Origin of the sequence: Nonomuraea mesophila (assembly GCF_004352805.1) — a bacterium.
GTDB classification, from domain to species: domain Bacteria; phylum Actinomycetota; class Actinomycetes; order Streptosporangiales; family Streptosporangiaceae; genus Nonomuraea; species Nonomuraea longispora.
Window position 1 is genome coordinate 1 of record NZ_SMLD01000193.1, and the last position, 16,416, is coordinate 16,416.

Consider the following 16,416-nt stretch of genomic DNA (forward strand, 5'->3'; position numbering starts at 1 on the left):
GCCCGGCCCTCCTCCGTAGCACTGCCCGCGCGGTCCTCTGCCGTCACGGCTCCCGCGGGGACGCCGTCACCGGGTCCGCCCGGCTCCCCGCGCGCCTCGGTCTCCTCCGATGGGCCGTCCGCGTCCTGACGTCCGCTCATGTTCCTCCCCTTCACGTGAGCTGCTCCCGCACGTACACGCGCCACCGCGCCGTCAGCGTGGACACGGAGAGCCCGAGCGCGGCGAGCGCCGCGCGGACGCCGGCCACCTGCGCATCACGGTAGAGCCTCACCAGGCTCCTCTCACCGAAACGGCCGGAAAGGAAGCGACACGCCAGCCAGGCCTCCTGGTACGCCAGCGCGAGCCGTCCAGGTCCGGGCCCGCCCACGGCGAACGCCTCCGGCCCCGGCAGGGCGGCCGGCACGCGCCCGGCCCGCACCTCGGCGGCCAGTTCGGCGGCGGCCGTGCGCACGGGCAGCCCGGCGTCCCGGTAGGCCACGTAGTCGGCGAAGCCCTCGTAGAGCCAGACGGGCAGCCCGCCGGTGCCCGCGGCGACGTGGGTCAGCTCGTGGGTGAGGACGACGTCCTTGCCGAGGGACGTGAGCCTGCCGAACGACTCGGGGACGACGATCACCCTGCCGTCGTCGGCCACCGCCGCCAGCCCGTCGAGAGGCCCGGAGCCGGCCAGCCTGGCGGCGTCCTGCGCGGTGTCGGGGACGATGACCACGGGCCGTACGGGGCGGCCGAGCACGGCCGTGACCCGCAGCGCCGCCGAGTCGGCGCGGCGGGCGAGCTCGTCGAGCGTGCCGGGCGCGGCGTGGTGGCCGGTGACGAGGGAACGTGCTCCGCGGGCGACGGCCTGGCCGTCCGGCCACAGGTCGCGGTCCCGCGCGGGGAGGGCCGGCGGTCCGGGAGCGGGAGCGTCGGCGGCGAGGCCGAGGAGGAGGACCGCGGTCAGCGCGGCTCGTCGGCTCACCTGCGGGGACACGCTGCCGATCGTAGCGGGGGCCGGCGCGTACGCCGGCGCGAAGAACGGTGCCGGGAACGGTGACGCGAGCAGTGCGGGCGGACGATGCCGGGATCAGTGACGGCGAGCGGTGGGGGACGGGAGCCCGCCCAGGGTCCTGAGTGGATCCTCAAGGCCCCGGGCGGGGCTTCGTCACAGGCCGGGACGGACCGCGCCGACGAACGACGACTTGCGCCATCCGCCCAGCTTGTCGATGCGCACCCGTTCGCCTGTCCGCGGCGAATGGATCATTTTGCCCTTGCCGACGTACATGCCCACGTGGCCGAGCCCGTTGAAGAACATGAGGTCGCCTGGCTTGAGGTTCTTCCAGGAGACCTTGTTCCTGATGCGGGCGAACTGGCTGCTCGCCACGCGCGGGAGCTTCACCCCGGCCTTCTTCCAGGCGAACTGGACGAGGCCGGAGCAGTCAAACGAACCAGGTCCTGTGGCGCCGTAACGGTACGGGTCACCGATCTGGTTCTTGGCCACGGCGAGGGCCTTGCCGGCCTTCACCTTCTGCCGAGCGATCTTGGCTGCTCGCTTCCGAGCGGCCTTGGCCGACTTCGCGGTGGTGGCGGCCGTGGCCGCCCTCACCGAGGAGACGCCGGCCGTGTCGCTCGTCGTCGCCGCCAGGGCCGCCGGGGCATGGAGGACCAGACCTCCGGCCGTCACGGTCATCGTGAGCGCTGCGCCACGCAGGGCAAGGCGGGACAGACGGGGGTTATGCAGGGAGGTAGACAGGATTTCTCCTTGGGTCTTCCACGAACGCCTACCGGGTTAGCTGTCGGATTCGGGCCTGGAAGTCGCCCTACGGCGCGATGGGCGCGCCGATTCACCCCTGATCCCTGGGGAACTGGGATCGCTGGGTCCCCGGTTCCGTGCCTCCTGGCTGCACGGATTCGGCAGGCCATCGCCCCGGTCAGACAGGTGTGCCATGGGGATATCGCGGCGATGACCAGCGGATCTTTATCTGTCTTCACATCGGGAGGGACCGATGCGGGGCCGCGGCGCCATGGCTTGTGCACCGCGACGACGCCAGAAGCTACGTCGTACGGTCAAGGATCGGCAAAAGCGCAGTCAGCCGGTAAAGATCCAAAAAGGTGTCAGTAAAATCCGGAACCCCTGCTGAAACAGGGGCGCCGTTACCAAAAAGTGACCCTACTCACACTTCTGGCCACGCCCGTCTGTCAAGGGTCATATGTCGCTTTTGTCACACTCTTCGCGTCCTGCGCGCGAGACCCGCGGTGATCAGCTGATGGCGGAACGTGGCGGAACACGGCCGCGAGCCGCCCGCAGGGCGACTTCACGGTGGCAACGATGCCGCGTCGTAGGAGGGTTACGGGCGGACGGCGCCCACGAGGCTGCGGCCGTAGGCGGAGAGGCTGACCACCTTGACCACGTCGCCCGTCTGCGGCGCATGGACGATCTTGCCGTTGCCCGCATAGATGCTGACGTGCCCCAGGCCCTCGCTGAAGATGAGGTCCCCGGGCTGGAGGGCGTTCAGCGACACCCTGCGGCTGGCGCCCCACGACCACTGCGACCACGTCGTCCTCGGCAGCGACACGCCCGCCGCCCGCCAGGCGGCCTGGGTGAGCCCCGAGCAGTCGTAGCCGCCTGGCCCGGTCCCGCCGAACACGTACGGCTTGCCGACCTGCGCGAACGCGAACCGCAGCACCGCCGCGGCGTTCCCGGAGGCGGATCCGGTGTACTCGATGCCGGTGCTGTTCGGGTCACCGGTCCGGTAGGCGCCCAGCTTCTTCAGCAGCTTCTTCTGCTTGGCGATGAGGCCGAGGATCTCCTTGCGCTCCTTCTCGACCTGGCCGCGCACCTCGTCGGCGGAGCGCAGCGCGTCCTGCGCCTTGTCGCGTTGCTTCTTCAGCCCGCGGTTCTCCCGGTCGAACGCGGCCAGCTTCTCCGAGCGCTCCTTGGCCATCTGCCCGGCCAGCGCCATCCCGGCCAGCCGTCCCTGCGGGTTCTCGGAGCCGACCAGCCCGGGGAGGGAGGTGGCGTACTCGCCGACCCGGTAGACGCTGGCGGCCATGTCGGCGATCTCGACGCGCAGGTCGGCGACCGTCCGGAGCTTGCGCTTGTAGCTCTTATTCAGCTTGGTGTAGGAGCCCTTGGCCTTCTTGTAGCGCTCGGTCGCCGCGTTGTAACGGTCGACGACCTTGTCGGCCTTGTCGTTGAGCTTGTCGAGCTTGGCCTTGGCCTGCCCGATGGTGGGCTTCGGATCAGCGAGCGCGGCGCCCATGGGGGACACCACCAGCCCGAACGCGAGACCCACGGCCACCGGCACCCGGCCAAACCTCACTGCGTCGCCTCCCAGGGATCATTACTGGGGCGAAATAGTACAGAAGTGGCGGGTGGGGTCTCACCCGAACATACCAATTCGTAACTTAAGCCCGGCCCAGGCGGCGCAGCAGCAAGCCAGAAGGAACGGGTCTGGCTCCCATCCGCCTGACGGACTCGGCCACCTCCCGGTCCGACGAGACGACGGCGATGGCACGGCCGGGCGGCTCGGCGCGTACGAGCTGGCGGATCAGGTCGTCGGCGATCTCCCCCGGCGCGCTGAACAGCACCCGCACCCCGCGCGGCGCCACGACCTGCACGGGGGCGTTGAGCTCGGCCCCGTCGAACACCGCGGTCACCTCGACCCTGGTCTGCGCCACCAGCCCGCCCAGCCCGGTCATCAGCCGGTTGCGCTGGTCGGCGAGGGTGAGCGTGCCGTAGCCGGTCTTGGTGACGTTGTAGCCGTCGATGATCAGATGGACCTGCGGCAGCGCGAGCAGCTGGTCGAGGAGCTGCGGATCGTCGTCGGCGAGCGCACGCGCGGGCACGCGCACGCCCGGCCGCTCTCCGGTGACCGCGGCGACCGAGTCGGCCGGCCGGCTGATCGTGGTGGGCAGGGCCAGCTCCCTGCGCAGCCCGGCGGAGGCGTCCTGCAGCGCGTCGAGCAGCACCCTGATGCGAGAGTCCTCGATGCTCCTGCCCTCACGCGCGGCCCGGCGCGAGGCTTCGAGCTGCTTCTCCACGTCGGTCAGCCGCTCGCGCAGCCGCCGCAGCTCGGACTCGCCGGCGCTGCCCGCGGCCGAGGCGGCCGTGCGCGCATCCTCTGCGGCCCGCTCCATCTCCTCGGCCCGCCGCACCGCGGCCTTGGCCCGCTCGCGGGCGTCGTGGAGCCTGCGGCGCAGATCGGAGTTCTCGGCGCGGGCGGCCTTGACCTGCCCGCGCAGGCGGTCGGTCTCTTCCTTGGCCGCGCTCTTCTGCGCGGCGAGCTGCTCGCGCAGCCGGGTGACGACCTCCTCGCGCTCGGAGCCCTCGGCGGCCGCCAGCGACTGCTCCAGGTCGGCGCGGGCGGTCTCGATCATCTCCGCCCAGCCGGGCGGGCGCGTGAGATAGGCGGCCGCGGCCACGAGCACGGGGTCGGCGGCGGGCGGCACGTTGCCCTCGGCGAGCGAGGCGACCAGCTCTGGCCAGCCCGCGGTCACCGACTCGGCGACCAGCTCGCGGAACTTCTTGTCGTTCTCCAGCTGCGCCGCGATGGGCGCGCCGGCCAGCTTGGCCCGCTTGCGGGGGTCGAACTTGGCGATGCCACGAAGCGGCGGCGGAATGCTGGCAGCGGGCAGCGTGCCGAGAACTTGAGACGCCAAGTCGACGACATTCAGCCGCACCTGCTCGGGAAGCGGGCGAGACAGGCCTTCACCCGCTGAACTCATCCCACTTGTCCCTTCGTGACATGCCCTTTCAGACAAGGGTACGGCTGCCGCGTACCTGACCGTAACGGCCACTCCACTGTGGACAAGCGCTTGGTCACGGGCGGCGGGCCGCGCCGGCACGGGTGCTCACCAGGGGGCCGGCCGTGGCGGCCCGGCGTCGTACCGTCCGCTCGTGACCCCGCCGCAACGCGCGGGACCCGCGCCGGCCTGGCACGGAACGGCCGCGCCACAGGCCCGGTGGGGGCGCCGGCCGGCCTGGTCACGGGCACCCGGCGCGAAAAGCTGGAATTCCAGCGGTCCGCCGACCGGAGAACGCCACGATCGGGGCACCGGCCGCGCGGTGCCCCCGCTACGAACCCGCGTCGTAGACCAGGAGCGCGATCTGCACCCGGTTGTTGAGGTCGAGCTTGGTCAGGATGCGCGACACGTGAGCCTTGACCGTGGGCACGCTCATGAACAGCTCGCCCGCGATGTCGGCGTTCGACTTGCCCTGGCCGACGGCCGTCGCCACCTCCCGCTCCCGCTCGCTGAGCCGGTCGAGCAACTTCCTCGCGCGCTCCGTACGCTGGTCCGCGCCGCCGTCGGACACGTGCGTGATGAGCTGCCGCGTGACCGCCGGCGACAGGATCGGCTCGCCCGCGGCCACCTTCCTGATCGCCTGCACCAGGTCACCGGGCGCGATGTCCTTCAGCAGGAACCCGGCCGCCCCCGCCCGCAGCGCGCGCAGCACCTGCGCGTCGGCGTGGAACGTGGTCAGCACCACCACCTCCGGCGGCGAGGAGGTGCGGCGCAGCGCCTCGGTGGCGGTGAGCCCGTCGACGCCCGGCATGCGGATGTCCATCAGCACCACGTCGGGACGGTGCTCGGCCACCATGGCCGGCACCTCGGAGCCGTCGCCCGCCTCGCCGACGATCTCGATGTCGCCCCCGCCGCCGAGGATCATCGACAGCCCGGCCCGCACCATCGCGTCGTCGTCGACGATCAGCAGGCTGATCGGCCCGCCGGCCGGAGTGGTCATGCGTCCTCCCGAGTCGTCTTCTTCGCCGGCCACGGTAGCCAGGCGCGTACCAGGAACTCGCCCTCCGGCGTCGGGCCGTGCTCCAGCCTGCCGCCCGCCAGCTCGGCGCGTTCCGTCAGCCCGATGAGCCCCGCGCCCGCGCCGGGGATGCGCAGGCCGGGACGGGCCCGCAGCGGGTTGCGCACCTCCACCGACACCCCCTTGCCCCGCCTGCCCGCCACCGTGACGGCCACCGGCGCGCCTCCCGCGTGCTTGCGGGCGTTGGTGAGCGCCTCCTGGACGATGCGGTAGAGGTTACGGCCCAGCCCTTCCGGCGTGTCCTCCACCCCGAGGGTCAGCCGCACGTCCATGCCCGCCTGACGGCATTCCCCGGCCAGCTTGGGCAGGTCGGCGAGCGTGGGCTGCGGGCGTTCCGGCACCGGCTCCTCCTCGCGCTGGTCGCCCGGCCTGACGGCGCGCAGCACGCCGATCACCTCCCGCAGGTCCTGCAGCGCCAGATGGGCGTTGTTCCTGATGGCGCTCGCCGCCCTGGCGATCTCCTCGGTGGGCGCGTCCGGGCGGAACTCCAGCGCGCCGGCGTGCAGGCTGAGCATGGAGATGCGGTGGGCGAGCACGTCGTGCATCTCCCTGGCGATGCGCTCGCGCTCGCCGCGCCTGGCCTCGTCCGCGGCCACCTCGGCCTGCTGCCTGAGCGACCAGATGACCTGCCGCCTGGCCCTGATGACGATGCCCCACGCGAGCACGGTCAGGATGAGCGCCACGCCCAGCACCGCGGTCCAGCCCCGGTCGAGCGGGGCCTGCGGCCGCAGCCACACGTAGGGCGCCAGCGTGATGAGGGAGAACAGCGCGACCGGCCCGGAGATCTTGAACGGCCGGTGCACCGCCACCGTGAACAGCGCCACGAGGGAGGCGCCTCCGGGCAGCTCCAGGTAGGACGAGCTGAGCATCGTCACCACGGCCAGGCCGACCGGCCACCTGCGTCGCAGCCACACCGCCGCGCACGACAGCGCTCCCATGATCTGCTCGGCCGCCTGCAGCGGCACGGGGTCGTCCTGGATCTCCGGCAGGGACAGCACCGTCAGGCCGCAGGCCATCAGGAACATGAGCGTGTCGACGATCCAGTCGCGCGTCGAGCGGCGCACGCGCCCGCCCTCGCGGGCGTCTCCCAGCAGCACCGACGGCAGCGCCCACCGATATTCGCGGGCGTGAACGCCGTCGTCCTGGTGTGCCGTCACGTCCATCGAGGTTAGGCGCTGCCAGGGGTGGGACGACAGCGACCAAAGTCGATGCCGGCCAAGACCTCCGGCCGACGCGGGTGGCCGGCCGCGCCCGCGAACCTGGTTCCATGCACGCGCTTCTGACGATATCGGGCTGGCTGCTGCTCCTGCAGGGCCTAGGAGGCCTGGTCAACGCCCTGTTCGGATGGTGGCGGTGGGCGCACGACCTGCTCGTGGTCAACCTGCCGATCCTGGATGGATATGAGGTGTTCGCGGCCATCGTGATCGGGGTGCTCGGCTTCGTGCTGCTGGCCGCGGCCGACGTGACGAGGAAGACGGAGGGATCAGGGTGAGCACGACCATGCTCAGGCCGCCGCGCAACCAGGCCGACCCGCGGGTGGTCCCGTGGTGGACGGTGCAGTGGCTGCTTCTCGTGGGGCCGCTCGCCGTCGCGGCCGTGGCGGCGTACTGGTTCTTCACCGAGCGGCCGCTCTGGCTGGGCGCGGCGGTGGCCGGGTTCGTGGTGGTGTGCGTGGTGCCGGCGCTGGTGGCGCCGCGGGCGTACTACCGGGTGGCGCGGTGGGAGGTCACGGGCGAGGCCGTCTACACCCGCAAGGGGTGGCTGACGCACACCTGGCGGGTGGCGCCGATGTCGCGGATCCAACGGGTCGACACCGCGCGGGGGCCGGTGCAGCGGCTGTTCGGACTGGCCGACGTCACGGTGACCACCGCCTCGTCGGCGGGCGCGGTCAAGATCGAGGGGCTGGACCACGAGATGGCCGCCGAGCTGGCCGAACGCCTGACCGCCATCACCCAGGCGACGCCCGGGGACGCCACATGAACGCGCCGGGCGCGCGACGGCAAGGGCCGGACGCGGCGGAGCGCGCGGGCCATGATCCCGGCAGGAGCGAACCCGCCGGGCGGTGGCAGGGGGGCTGGCGGCAGCCGGACGGACGGAGCCTGTGGGTCTCGGGCGTCAAGTCGCTGGCGCTCGTGGCCGGCGCGGTGGCCGGGCTCACCCGCTTCCTGCTGAGCCAGGACTGGCAGGCCGGCGGCATCGTCGCGGCCTGCGCGGGCGCCGCCGCGCTGATCGTGCTCGCCGTGGTGGCCTACGACCTGGCCAGGCTGCGTACGTCCCGCTGGCGGCTCACCCCCGAGCGCCTCGAACTCCGTTCGGGCATCTTCACGCGCCAGCACCACGCGGTCCCGCGCGACCGGGTGCGCAGCGTGGACCTCAAGGCCGACCCGATTCTGCGGATCTTCGGTCTGACCGTGGTCAAGGTGGGCACCGGCGAGCACGCGGGAGAACACTCCGAGCTCACCCTCAACCCGCTGACCAGGCACGACGCCGAGACGCTGCGCCGTACCCTGCTGCACCAGGACGACGGGCGGGAGGCGCGGGGCGGGCCGCTGGCCGAGCTGCGCTGGTCGTGGATCAGGTACGCGCCGTTGACGGTGTGGACGGTCACGGGGACCGCGCTGGTTTTGGGCGCGCTCTACAAGCCGCTCAACGCGACCGGGCTCAGGCCGGTCATGAGCGAGGTGGCGGGCGCCCTGTGGGACTGGATCGTGACGCGGCCGCTGGCCGCGGTCCCCCTGCTGCTGGCGGTCAACCTGGCCGTCGGCGTGCTCGGAGCGGTGCTGTTGTTCGCCGAGTCGTGGGGCCGCTACCGCCTGGAGCACGAACCCGGCCGGCTGCGGCTGCGCCGGGGGCTGCTGACCACCCGGTCGCTCACCCTGGAGGTACGCAGGCTGCGCGGCGTGGAGATCAGAGAGCCGCTGCTGCTCCGGCTGGGCGGCGGCGCCCGCGTCAGGACCGTCGCCACCGGGCTCGGGGAGAAGGCCGGAAACGATGCCGAGGACGCCGCCGCGCTCGCCCCGCCCCTCCCCCGCGATCTGGCCTGGCGCCTGGCCGCCGAGGTGGCCGCGGCCGATGGCATGCCCGCGTTGGTCCCGCATCCCCGGGCGGCCAGGCGGCGGCGTCTCGTGCGGGCCCTGGTCGCGACCGCGCTGACGACCGCGGCGGTGGCCGCCGTGGCGACGCTCACGCCCTGGCCGTGGGTGCGCGCCTGGGTGTGGCCGATCCCCGTCGTGGTGCTGGCAGCCGGTACGTGGGCCGCCGTCGAGGGCGCGAGGAACCTCGGGCACGCGCTGGGCGGGCGGCACCTGGTCAGCAGGAAGGGCGCGGTGGTACGGCGTACGGTGGCGCTGGACCGCAAGGGTGTCTCGGGATGGACGATCACGGAGTCGTACGTCCAGCGGCGCTCGGGACTGCTGACCGTCTCCGCCGCCACCTCCGCCGGCCACGGGCACTACGAGGTGGTGGACGTCGGCCGCGACACCGGACTGGAACTGGCCTCCCGCGCCGTGCCCGGCCTGCTCGAACCGTTCCTCGTCAGGGGGACGACGGTGGCAAAGCAATGAGCCGCGAGATCCCCCCGTGGCTTGCCCATGCCCCTGTACTGGACAAACATGATCGCGCGGCTCATGTGCTTGCAGTCATAACGGTATTTGTCCCACTTGCAGCCGGGTTGCAGGCGCTTTAACCGCCCGCGCGGACCACCTGTCAGGAGCACGGCGCCGAGCCACGAGAACAGCGGACGGGGTCGCGGTCAGCTGCCCTTGGGCTGCTTGGCCAGGGTCGCCATGTAGGCCTTGGCCAGGGTGAGCGCGCCGCTCATGGCCTCTTTCTCCGGCATGAGCTCCACCTTGGCCGAGTTGGTCGCCTCCCCCTCCGGCCGCTGGTGACCCGAGTAGTCGACCCTGACGACCATGGCGCCCTTGCGGATGGTCACGGTGGCGCTGGAGGCGGAGACCTCGCCCTGCCGGGTCTCCACGTACTGCTGGTAGGCCTCCTCGCCGAGCCCGTCCACGTCGGTCAGCTTGCCCCACTTGACGTTGCCGATCGACGAGTCGGCGGTGCTCTTGTCGCCGCCGTACTCGCTGACGTAGTAGGCCTTGGCGGCGGGCGCGTCCACCGCGCCCGTCCGGTTGGTGAAACGGTGCACCGTGATCAGCGCGCTGCGGATCTTCTTGGTGCCCTCGCCACCGGACAGGTCCAGGTTGAGCCAGCGGCACTCGGTCTGGTTGTCGCCCCCGACCGTGGTGCCGCGGGCGCGGGTGGTGGGCTCGGGCACGAGCTCGGTGGCCACGTCCTTCACGGCGGAGCAGTCGGAGGGGAAGACGGCCAGCACGCTCGGCGAGGGCGTCGGCCGGGCGCTCGGGCTGAGCGTGGCCTCCGACGACTCCGGCTGGGCCAGCACGTCGGGATGTTGCGCCTGCCAGGCCGCCACGCCCTTGGCGAAGTGGCCGGCCAGCTTGGAGACCTCGCGGATCGCGTTGGCCTCCGTGATCGACTGGGTGGACTCGTTGGACAGGATCTGGGCGTCCTTGCGCTGCTGGCTCGCCTGATATTTGACCTCGATCGTCATGTCGCCGACGCGGACGTGGGCCTTGCCGAAGGAGTACCACAGCATCTTGCCGTCGCGGCGCCAGGTGTACTGGGCGAACGCGCTGTCGCCGACGCCCTCGATGTCCTTGACCGGGGAGGTGTAGTTCTTCTCGTCCGGCTTGAGCGACGGGGTGGCGGTCTCGCCGTACTTGCCGCCGCGGTATTCGACCTCGTAGGAGTTCTGGGCCATCGCCCTGCCGGTCTTGGCGCCGTCGCCCTTGTGCTGCTCGACGCGGACGTCGATCTCCCTGCTGCGCCAGTATTCGCCGTACGAGATGCGCTGGTTCTGCCAGTTGCAGGTGAAGCTGACCGTGTAGTCGCCGTCCTTGGACCTGTTGGCGACGGTCGCGTCCGGGACGAGCCGGTCGGCCTCCGCCTTGGGCAGCATGGCGCACACGTCGGGTCCCGTCGAAGCGGCGGCCGTGGCCGCCGTCGGTTTCGCCGTCGTCCCGCCCGCCGTGTCTCCCCCGGTGTCTCCCCCGGTGTCTCCCCCGGTCTCTCCCGTCGTGTCTCCCGGTTGGGCGAACGGCGGCGTGGAGGTGCCCGCGACCTTGCCGTAGACGAAGTACGCCCCGACGCCGCCCGCCGCGACCAGCACGACCAGCGCGGCGGCCAGCGTGGGCAGCAGCCAGGCCGGCCGGCGCGGGCGCTGCGGCGGCACGTTGGGTGGCATGCCGGGCGGCATGTTCGGCGGCATGCCGGGCGGCATATTGGGCGGCAGGTTGGGCGGCCCTGACTGCATGCCCGGCACCTGGTAAGGGGTGGTAGGCGGCTGGTGCTCGCTACCGGGGTTCACAAAGACTCCTGGGGTTGCCTTGACGTGCGGGGATACATGCTAGCCACACCCCTTGCGGGAGGTTCGCGGCCGTTCACTTCGCCAGCGACGCCGACACCAGGCGGGCCGCGGCGACGGCCGTCTCCTTGTCCTCGGGGTCGGAGGACGGCACGTCATCACGATGCCAGACCACCTCGCCCAGCAGGTTGCTCGTCCGGAAGAGGATGACGCTGTCGGTGGCGCCCCTTTCGTTGGTGTTCAGATGGAGTTTGATCCTGTTCTGCAGGATGGCCGTCTCACCGACGCCCTTGAGCTCCGTCACCCCGCCGCGGATCTCGCGCAGGTGCCTGCCTTTGGCGGCGGCGCGGGTGGTCTTCTCGCTGTCGAAGCGGCGCTGCGCGACCTGCGGCCCGCCGAGATCGGCGCCCGGCTTCTCCGCCCAGGCGCGCACGATGAGCCGGCGCCCCGGCCTCGAGCCGTCGCGGACGAGCCACTGGCACTCGTCCGGCCTGGTGCGCATACGTTCGGGCCGGCCCTTCGCCAGCTCGCCTGCCTGGGTGTCGGTGAGCAGCGTGCACGGGTCGGGAGCCGTGGCGAACCTGCCGGTCTCCGGGCCGAGCGCGCCGGCGGCGTACCAGCCGCCCGCGCCGAGGACCGCGACGGCCGCGACCGCCGCGGGCAGCAGCAGCCGGCGGCGGGACCGTCCGCCCGCGGGCCTCCCGCGGGCGCCCGTGGCGGGGCCGGTCAGGCCGTGCAGCACGTGACGCACCTGGGCCGCGGTGGGCCTGGCCGCCGGGTCCTTCGCGAGCATGGCCATCAGCAGGCGGCCGAGCTCCCGCCCGGCCCTGGCGGGGAACGGCGGCTCGTGCAGCAGCACCGCCGCCGCCACCGCGGCGGGCAGCTGCCGCTCGAACGGCGCCCTGCCCTCGACCGCCGTGTAGAGGCTGGCGCCGAGCGACCACAGGTCGGAGGCCGGGCCGGAAGGTTGTTCGTTGAGCCGCTCCGGCGCCATGTAACCGGGCGAGCCCGCGCTGCCGAACCTGTCGGCGTGCCCGCCCATCGGCGCGGCGATGCCGAAGTCGGTCAGCATGGCCGAGCCGTCGGCGTCGAGCAGGATGTTGGCCGGCTTGACGTCCTGGTGCACCATCCCGTGCGCGTGGGCGACCTCCAGCGCGGACAGCACGCGCAGCCCGATCGCGGCGACGTACGCGGCGGGCAGCGGCCCCTGTTCCTTGATCACCTTGTCGAGGGAGCGGCCGGTGACCAGGTCCATGATGATCCACGGCTGGTCGCCCTCGAGGACGACGTCGTGCACGAGCACGATCGCCGGGTCGCGCAGGCGTCCCGCGGACCTGGCCTCGTGGATGGCCAGGTTGGCGAAGTCCGCCCGCTGGGCCGGGGTCAGCCGGTCGGACACGCGTACCTGCTTGACCGCGACCTGCCGGTCGAGCACCTCGTCGATCGCGCGCCACACCGTGCCCGCGCCGCCCTGTCCCAGCCGCTCGATCAGCCGGTAGCGGCCGGCCAGCAGGTAGAGGTCACCCGGCATCGCGCAACGTCCGTTCGCTCGCCTGCGCCACTCTCAGCGCCGCCTGCTTGATGTCGTCGTCGGTCGGCTTGTTGGCGAGCGTGGAGTATTCGACGCTCACCACCAGGTTCGCCAGCCGGTAGAAGACGTGGGCGGTGTGCACCCGGCCGGTGGCGCCCTTCAGCTCGAAGGCGAAGGCCTCCTCCCCCACGCCGCCGATCGGGCGCAGCGGCGTGCGCAGGGCCTTCCTGCTGTCGTTCACGCCGATCTCGGGCCACGTCCAGGAGATCTGCTTGAACCGGGTCCAGTAGCGTTTCTGATTCTGGAACAGCCTGCGGGCGGAATCACCGGACATCGACCAGGGGTCGACGGTGTCGGAGTCCTTCTGCACCTGCAGGCCCACACCGCTGCCCGACAGCGGCCAGCTGCACTTCGGGCCCACCTCGTCGCCGTCGGGACGCCCTTCGGGCGGGTTCTGCGTACGCAGCACGCCGCCGACGTCCTGCGAGCTGAGCAGGGTGCACACGTCCATGGGCACCGTGAACGCCGACGGCACGCCGTCGTCCTCCCCTTGCAAGAAGAGAAAGGCCGTGGTGCCCGCGGCGACCACGACCACCGCGGCGACGGCCACGGCGATCCAGCGGGCCGCGCCGCCGCGCCGCTTCACCTTGGTCGGCGCGGTCACGGTCTGGGTGACCGGCAGTTGCGGCGCCTCCGCGCCCGCGGCGACCTGGCGCAGCGCGTCCACGGCCGTGCGGGCGTCGGGCCGGGCCGAGGGGTGGTGCGCCATCATGGCGGCCAGCAGCGGGCCCAGCGGGCCCGGCGCGACAGGGACCGGTTCCATCAGCGTGGCCCGCACCCGCTGAGCCGCCGAACCGGAGTAGGCGGGACCGCCCGCCACCGCGGTGTAGAGGGTGGCGCCGAGCGACCACAGATCGCTCGCGGGGCCGCCGGGCTGGCCTTCGAGCCGCTCGGGAGCGATGAACCCGGGCGAGCCGATCATCAGGCCCTGCTCGGTGAGCGTGGCCTGGCCCTCCTGCCTGGCGATGCCGAAGTCGGTCAGCACGACTCTGCCGCTGCCGGTCAGGAACACGTTGCCCGGCTTGACGTCGCGGTGCTGCACCCCCTGGGCGTGCGCCACGCAGAGCGCCTCCAGCACGTCGGCGCCGATCCGCGCGGCGTAGTCGGGAGGCATGGGCCCGAACTCGCGCACGGTCTCGGCCAGCGTGCGGCCGCGCAGCAGTTCCATGACCAGCCACGGCCGGTCGTTCTCGACGACCACGTCGTGCAGCGCCACGATGCCGGGGTGGCGCAGCCGCGCGGTGGCCTGCGCCTCGCGCACGGCCCGCGTGATCGAGTCGGAGCGTTCCTTGGGCGACATGCCCTCGGGCAGCGTGAGCTCCTTGACCGCGACCTCGCGGTCAAGCATCTCGTCCCTGGCCTGCCACACTGTCCCCATGCCGCCCGCGCCCAGCGGGCGCAGCAGGGAGTAGCGGCCGGCAAGTCTTCCCGCGGACATAAAGGGAAGGGTAGCTAGTTATCGGGCTTCTGCTGAACCGATTCGCTGGACGGGGCCTGGCGTCCCGGTGACAACAGGGGCCCTGTCCTGGCTGTCACGGTGATCGGGAGTGCCGGTCGTGGTTCCTGTCGGTCGGCCTCTCTATGGTCTTGGTTCGTGGACCCGGTTCAAGGCACTCTCGACGAGCTCGGCACCCCGCTGAGTGACGTCACGTTCGTCGTGTTCGACCTCGAGACGACGGGGGGCGCCCCGGCCGATGACGCCATCACCGAGATCGGCGCGGTCAAGGTGCGGGCGGGCGAGGTGCTCGGCGAGTTCTCCACGCTGGTCGACCCCGGTGGCCCCATCCCCCCGTTCATCTCCGTGCTGACCGGCATCACCGACGCCATGGTCGTGGCCGCGCCGCGGATCGACATGGTGCTGCCGAGCTTTCTCGAGTTCATCCGCGGCGCCACGCTGGTCGCCCACAACGCCGGGTTCGACACCCGCTTCATCAAGGCCGCCTGCGCCTCGCTCGGCCATCCCCCGCCGGTCAACCCGGTCGTCGACACCGTCGACCTGGCCCGGCGCGTGCTGACCCGCGACGAGACGCCCAACGCCAAGCTGTCCACGCTGGCCAGGTTCTTCCGCAGTTCCACCGAGCCGTGCCACCGCGCCCTCCAGGACGCCAGGGCCACCGTCGACGTGCTGCACGGGCTGATCGAGCGGGCCGGGTCGTTCCAGGTCCACACGCTGGAGGAGCTCAAGTCGTTCGTCCGCGCCCCCACCCCGGAGCAGCAGCGCAAGCGCCACCTGGCCGAGTCCGTGCCGCACGCGCCCGGCGTCTACCTGTTCGAGGACGAGCGCGGCGAGGTGCTCTACATCGGCAAGAGCACCAACCTGCGCAACCGCGTGCGCTCCTACTTCACGGCGAGCGAGACCCGCCCGCGCATCCGCGAGATGATCGGCATCGCCGAGCGAGTGCGCCACATCGTCTGCTCGACCGCCCTGGAGGCGGAGGTCAGGGAGCTGCGCCTGATCGGCGGCGCCAAACCGCGCTACAACCGCCGTTCCCGTTTCCCCGAGAAGGTGGTCTGGCTCAAGCTCACCACCGACCTGTTCCCCCGCCTGTCGATCGTGCGCGAGCTCAAGGACGACGGCGCCACCTATCTCGGCCCGTTCGGCAGCTCTCGCCTCGCCGACGACGCCCGCATCGCCCTGCACGAGGCGGTTCCGCTGCGCCAGTGCACGCAGCCGATCACGCTGCGCACCCGCCGGACGGCCTGCGTGCTGCACGAGATGGGCCGCTGCGGCGCCCCCTGCGAGGGGAGGATCGACCAGGAGGAATACGCGGTGCACGCCGAGAGCGCCCGCCGCGCGATGACGCTCGACGCCTCGCTCGTCTTCTCCGCCGTGTCGGCCCGCATGGAGCGCCTGTCGGTGGAGCAGCGCTACGAGGAGGCCTCGATCGACCGCGACCGGCTGGCCGCGTTCGTCCGTGCGGCGGCCCGCATGCAGCGCCTGAGCGCCATCACCCGCATTCCCCAGTTAGTGGCCGCCAGTCCCGCCTTCGGCGGCGGCTGGGACATCCACGTGATCCGCTACGGCCGGCTGGCGGCGGCGGGCGTCATGACCAAGGGCGCCCACCCGACCCCTTTCGTCGCCTCGCTGACGGCCGGCGCCGAGTCCGTCATCCCCGGCCCCGGGCCCGTGCACGCCGCCAGCGCCGAGGAGACCGAGTGCATTCTGCGCTGGCTCGAGTCTCCGGGGGTGCGGCTGGTGGAGGTCGACGGCGAGTGGAGCCTGCCCGCCCAGGGGGCCGCCCGGCACAAGGCGCGCATCGATCTCGCGTACCAGCGTCCTGATCGTCCGCGTCCTCGGGAGGGGCGGCCTTTGAGGTGAAACGATAGAGTTGTTGCATGGTCACGGCTATTGTCCACATCAAGGCAGAGGTAGACCGCATCCCGGAGGTCGCCCAGACGATCGCCGAGATCCAGGGAGTCAGCGAGGTCTACTCGATCACCGGCGAATACGACCTGCTCGCCATGGTCAGGGTCGCCGCCTACGAGGCGATCGCGGAGGTCGTTCCCGGGCGGATCAACAAGGTCGCGGGGGTCCTGCAGACCGAGACGCACATCGCCTTCCGCGCCTACTCCAAGCACGACCTCGAAGCGGCCTTCTCCATCGGCTTCCCCGAAGCCGACTGACCCCCAACCTTCCCACCACCC

The 16,416-nt window shown here is 72.0% G+C and carries 14 protein-coding genes and 1 riboswitch; of the genes, 5 read left to right on the plus strand and 9 right to left on the minus strand.

Translation table 11 applies throughout. From position 1 onward, the window contains the following. Nucleotides 1–151 precede the first annotated feature (151 nt). The 6 genes from E1295_RS41360 to E1295_RS41385 all read right to left on the minus strand — a co-directional run bounded on the left by E1295_RS41360 (nucleotide 152) and on the right by E1295_RS41385 (nucleotide 6,954). A complete protein-coding gene (locus E1295_RS41360) occupies nucleotides 152–967 on the minus strand; it encodes a hypothetical protein (RefSeq protein WP_132639686.1) in 816 nt (271 codons plus the stop codon). 171 nt (nucleotides 968–1,138) lie between these two features. Continuing rightward, nucleotides 1,139–1,663: a C40 family peptidase gene (locus tag E1295_RS41365; RefSeq protein WP_132639688.1), complete on the minus strand. Its 525-nt coding sequence runs from the start codon at nucleotides 1,661–1,663 to the stop codon at nucleotides 1,139–1,141. A gap of 73 nt (nucleotides 1,664–1,736) precedes the next feature. Then, a riboswitch (cyclic di-AMP (ydaO/yuaA leader) is annotated at nucleotides 1,737–1,900 on the minus strand. Between the two features lie 421 nt (nucleotides 1,901–2,321). Further along, a complete protein-coding gene (locus E1295_RS41370; RefSeq protein ID WP_132639690.1) occupies nucleotides 2,322–3,281 on the minus strand; it encodes a C40 family peptidase in 960 nt (319 codons plus the stop codon). A 100-nt stretch (nucleotides 3,282–3,381) separates the two neighbouring features. After that, nucleotides 3,382–4,635: an NYN domain-containing protein gene (locus E1295_RS41375; protein WP_246080998.1), complete on the minus strand. Its 1,254-nt coding sequence runs from the start codon at nucleotides 4,633–4,635 to the stop codon at nucleotides 3,382–3,384. A 415-nt stretch (nucleotides 4,636–5,050) separates the two neighbouring features. Beyond that, nucleotides 5,051–5,719 (minus strand): response regulator, encoded by a 669-nt coding sequence (locus tag E1295_RS41380; protein WP_132639694.1) that lies wholly within the window; start codon nucleotides 5,717–5,719, stop codon nucleotides 5,051–5,053. Next, nucleotides 5,716–6,954, minus strand: coding sequence for a sensor histidine kinase (locus E1295_RS41385; RefSeq protein WP_246080999.1), 1,239 nt, complete (start codon nucleotides 6,952–6,954; stop codon nucleotides 5,716–5,718). The genes E1295_RS41380 and E1295_RS41385 overlap by 4 nt, the downstream gene beginning before the upstream one ends. A 110-nt stretch (nucleotides 6,955–7,064) precedes the next feature. Between E1295_RS41385 and E1295_RS41390 the strand changes: the two genes are divergently transcribed. Genes E1295_RS41390 through E1295_RS41400 form a run of 3 tightly spaced genes read left to right on the plus strand, consistent with a single transcriptional unit; the run spans nucleotide 7,065 to nucleotide 9,360 of the window. Next, entirely contained in the window at nucleotides 7,065–7,289 is a 225-nt protein-coding gene (locus E1295_RS41390; protein ID WP_132639698.1) for a hypothetical protein, read from the plus strand. After that, the gene (locus E1295_RS41395) at nucleotides 7,280–7,777 is read left to right on the plus strand and encodes a PH domain-containing protein (protein WP_425465398.1); all 498 of its coding nucleotides are present in this window, start codon (nucleotides 7,280–7,282) and stop codon (nucleotides 7,775–7,777) included. Before E1295_RS41390 ends, E1295_RS41395 begins: the two co-directional genes overlap by 10 nt. Beyond that, nucleotides 7,774–9,360, plus strand: a complete 1,587-nt coding sequence (locus tag E1295_RS41400; RefSeq protein WP_132639700.1) for a PH domain-containing protein — start codon at nucleotides 7,774–7,776, stop codon at nucleotides 9,358–9,360. Before E1295_RS41395 ends, E1295_RS41400 begins: the two co-directional genes overlap by 4 nt. 188 nt (nucleotides 9,361–9,548) lie before the next feature. Here E1295_RS41400 and E1295_RS41405 read toward each other — a convergent pair whose 3' ends face one another. The 3 genes from E1295_RS41405 to E1295_RS41415 all read right to left on the minus strand — a co-directional run bounded on the left by E1295_RS41405 (nucleotide 9,549) and on the right by E1295_RS41415 (nucleotide 14,209). Then, nucleotides 9,549–11,183 (minus strand): hypothetical protein, encoded by a 1,635-nt coding sequence (locus E1295_RS41405; RefSeq protein WP_132639702.1) that lies wholly within the window; start codon nucleotides 11,181–11,183, stop codon nucleotides 9,549–9,551. 73 nt (nucleotides 11,184–11,256) lie between these two features. Beyond that, nucleotides 11,257–12,711, minus strand: coding sequence for a serine/threonine-protein kinase (locus tag E1295_RS41410; protein ID WP_132639704.1), 1,455 nt, complete (start codon nucleotides 12,709–12,711; stop codon nucleotides 11,257–11,259). Further along, on the minus strand, nucleotides 12,701–14,209 hold the full coding sequence (locus tag E1295_RS41415) for a serine/threonine-protein kinase (RefSeq protein WP_132639706.1): 1,509 nt from the start codon (nucleotides 14,207–14,209) through the stop codon (nucleotides 12,701–12,703). Before E1295_RS41415 ends, E1295_RS41410 begins: the two co-directional genes overlap by 11 nt. Before the next feature lie 156 nt (nucleotides 14,210–14,365). Between E1295_RS41415 and E1295_RS41420 the strand changes: the two genes are divergently transcribed. Then, complete coding sequence (locus tag E1295_RS41420; protein WP_132639708.1) at nucleotides 14,366–16,090, plus strand: DEDD exonuclease domain-containing protein; 1,725 nt, start codon at nucleotides 14,366–14,368, stop codon at nucleotides 16,088–16,090. Between the two features lie 17 nt (nucleotides 16,091–16,107). Continuing rightward, entirely contained in the window at nucleotides 16,108–16,395 is a 288-nt protein-coding gene (locus E1295_RS41425) for an Lrp/AsnC family transcriptional regulator (protein ID WP_132639710.1), read from the plus strand. The last annotated feature ends 21 nt before the right edge of the window (nucleotides 16,396–16,416 follow it).

Excerpts from the sequence above, each read along its gene's own strand:
- E1295_RS41390 (WP_132639698.1), top strand. The coding sequence starts at position 7,065 with ATGCACGCGCTTCTGACGATATCGGGCTGGCTGCTGCTCCTGCAGGGC.
- E1295_RS41425 (WP_132639710.1), top strand. The coding sequence starts at position 16,108 with ATGGTCACGGCTATTGTCCACATCAAGGCAGAGGTAGACCGCATCCCG.
- E1295_RS41400 (WP_132639700.1), top strand. The coding sequence starts at position 7,774 with ATGAACGCGCCGGGCGCGCGACGGCAAGGGCCGGACGCGGCGGAGCGC.
- E1295_RS41365 (WP_132639688.1), bottom strand. The coding sequence starts at position 1,663 with ATGACCGTGACGGCCGGAGGTCTGGTCCTCCATGCCCCGGCGGCCCTG.
- E1295_RS41410 (WP_132639704.1), bottom strand. The coding sequence starts at position 12,711 with ATGCCGGGTGACCTCTACCTGCTGGCCGGCCGCTACCGGCTGATCGAG.
- E1295_RS41415 (WP_132639706.1), bottom strand. The coding sequence starts at position 14,209 with ATGTCCGCGGGAAGACTTGCCGGCCGCTACTCCCTGCTGCGCCCGCTG.
- E1295_RS41380 (WP_132639694.1), bottom strand. The coding sequence starts at position 5,719 with ATGACCACTCCGGCCGGCGGGCCGATCAGCCTGCTGATCGTCGACGAC.